Source organism: Sphingopyxis sp. (assembly GCF_035565275.1).
GTDB lineage: Bacteria > Pseudomonadota > Alphaproteobacteria > Sphingomonadales > Sphingomonadaceae > Sphingopyxis.
This window is the reverse complement of record NZ_DATMST010000047.1, coordinates 1-2,453: the sequence shown is the minus strand read 5'-3', so window position 1 is coordinate 2,453 and position 2,453 is coordinate 1. Positions and strand designations below refer to the sequence as shown.

General features: G+C 65.7%; 4 protein-coding genes. All 4 read left to right on the top strand.

What is annotated here, in order from left to right:
- A partial coding sequence (locus VN047_RS03020; RefSeq protein ID WP_325539888.1) for a GntR family transcriptional regulator occupies positions 1-675 on the top strand: 675 nt, incomplete at its 5' end.
- 107 nt (positions 676-782) lie between these two features.
- Positions 783-920, top strand: coding sequence for a hypothetical protein (locus VN047_RS03015; protein WP_325539886.1), 138 nt, complete (start codon positions 783-785; stop codon positions 918-920).
- A 44-nt stretch (positions 921-964) separates the two neighbouring features.
- Positions 965-1,636 carry a lasso peptide biosynthesis B2 protein gene (locus VN047_RS03010; protein ID WP_325539884.1) on the top strand — a complete coding sequence of 224 codons (672 nt, stop codon included), beginning with the start codon at positions 965-967 and terminating at the stop codon, positions 1,634-1,636.
- The coding region (locus VN047_RS03005; protein ID WP_325539882.1) for an asparagine synthase-related protein at positions 1,633-2,453 on the top strand (821 nt) is incomplete at its 3' end. The genes VN047_RS03010 and VN047_RS03005, both read left to right, overlap by 4 nt.

Below are 2,453 nucleotides of genomic sequence, written 5' to 3'. Positions count from 1 at the left end.
GCTCGCGCGGGCCGGGATCGCGCGGCCGACTGTGGCCGGGCGGGCGGTGTCATGAGCCCGGGGGCGACGATGGAACGCGTCTACCGCGTGCTCAAGGCGCAAGTGATGCACGGAGAATTCGCGCCTGGCGAGCGCCTCGATCCCTCGGTCCTTGCCCGCGATCTCGGAGCCAGCCCGACACCGGTGCGCGACGCGCTCCACCGCCTCTCGGGCGAGCGGCTCGTCGACAGCTGGCATCAGGAGGGGTTTCGCCAGCCGATCGTCGGCGAGGGGGATCTTCGCGATCTCTATGGATGGGCCGCGGCCCTCCTCGCGCTGGCGGTTGCCCGTCAGATGCCCGATCCGTCCTTGCCCGATCGGGCGCGAGCAGAGGATCGCGACTCCGATTATGCCGCGGAGGTCGCCCGTCTGTTTCGTGCGATCGCCCGGCTCAGCGAAAATCGCGAACTGCGCTTCGCCGCGGCGAATCTGATCGAGCGATCGCACGTCTTTCGTGTGGCGGAGGTCCGTGTCGACCCCGGCTGCCGCGCGGCGATCGCGGCGATGGAGGAGGATTTCCGGTTCCGCCGCTGGAGCGCGCTGCGCGCGAAGATCACGCGCTTTCATCGCCGCCGCCTCGCTCTTGCCGGCCGCGTGATCGCCGAGATGCGGCCGCGCGAACAGCCGCTCGGATGAACGCCGGAATATATTCGGAAAATATTCGAACTATAAAATTCCTATATGAGTTCGGGCGCCTAATTTTTTCGATGCCGCAATCCCGCGGTATCGAAAAGGAGGGTCCCATGGACCGCAATGACTTGATCGAAGACGGCATCGAAGAACTCGGTGTCGCGAGCGTCGAGACGCTCGGGCAGATCTCCAACAATCCCGAAACCGAAGGCGTCCAGCTTTTCCTGGGCGGCGGTATTTCGGCCGAATGACGGATCGGAGGGTGCGACGCCCAAACGTCGCGCCCTCTAGGCCAATGGATTTTCATCTCCCATCGCACGTCAGTTTCGGATTCCTCGGCGAACGCGCCGTGGCGCTGGACCTCGACGCCGACCGCTACTTGTTGATCGCTCCTGGCGAAGCGGCGGCGCTTGCGTCGCTCTCGGATCATGACGCAAATTATCACGGCACGGGATGCATAGCGAAGTTCGAGTCCCTCCTGCGGCGGCGCCTGATCGCGAGCGGCGATGGCAAAGCGGTCGCACCAGTCGTTGCCGACGCGCTTCTGTACTCTGCTCTGGAGGCAGCGCCTGCCCGACGCCGCGTGCCGCTGGTCGAAGTCGCCGGATATCGCGCAAGCGCAGGCTTGCACCTTCGCTTGTTCGGCCTGAAGGCGACGGTTGCTCGTTGGCGGCGCCTCCGAACCCGTTATCGGCAGCGACGAGTGATGGATTACGAGGGTGAGGCCGCGGTATCCGTCGCGCAGGCTTATGCAAGGGCGCGGGTTTTGCTTCCGGCGAGACGGCTTTGCGTTCCCGACAGCTTTGCTCTGGCCTCGTTGCTCTGGCGCCGCGGTATTGCTGCCGATGTCCATTTCGGCGTCCGGCTCAACCCCTTCATGGCACATGCCTGGGTGCAACGCGGCGATTTGCTGCTCTCCGACAAGCTCAATACGGTCGCAGAGTACAGCCCGGTGTTCCGGCTGTGACCATTCGCGTCGCCCTCGTCCAGCCAGCCCGTGTGTTTCCTGACCTTCCGGCAGGAAGCCGCGAACTCGCCGCAATCGGAAGCGCGCGACTGATCGGCGACGGAGAGGCGATAGCGTCGTCCTGCGGCCGGGCCGCTCTTGTCGGATTTGCATTCGAGCGCAACGGCGCTCTGTCCTATCTCCAACTTGGCCGCGATGCCGTCGAACGGATTATCGCCAGCGAGGGCGGGTGGGCGGTCGCCAACCTTTGGGGCAATTTTATCCTGATGTGGGAAGGCAATGCGGGGCAGATATTTCTGCTCCGCTCCCCGCTGACAGGTCCGGCGATCTTCCAGACCGGTCACAATGTGGACGGCGTCGGGGGTTTGCAGGAGACCCATTGCGCTTTCACGGACCTGGCGCTGGCGCGCTCGCTCGGTTTCCCGATCGACGAGCCCGACGCCGGGGTGATCGACGCCTATCTGCGCTATCCGCTTCTCCGCTCGCCGCGGTCGGGTATCGCGGGCGTCACCGAGATATTGCCCGGAGAAATCTCGCGGCTGGATCGGCCGGGGCGTCTGGCCGCCAGCTGGCTTCCGTGGGACTATGCCAAATCGCCGCCGCGACGCGCCGAACCGGAGGAACTGGCGAATGTCGTGCGCGCGTGCGTCGGCGCATGGAGCGAGCGCTTTGCGCGGGTACAGCTGGAGCTTTCGGGGGGCATCGACAGCAGCATCGTTGCGGCTTGCCTCGCCGGGCGTTCGCGGCCCTGGCGGGCGGTCACGATGGTGACGCCGGGTCCCGATGGCGACGAGCGCGTCTATGCGCGGGCCGTTGC

Excerpts from the sequence above, each read along its gene's own strand:
- VN047_RS03015 (WP_325539886.1), top strand. The coding sequence starts at position 783 with ATGGACCGCAATGACTTGATCGAAGACGGCATCGAAGAACTCGGTGTC.
- VN047_RS03010 (WP_325539884.1), top strand. The coding sequence starts at position 965 with ATGGATTTTCATCTCCCATCGCACGTCAGTTTCGGATTCCTCGGCGAA.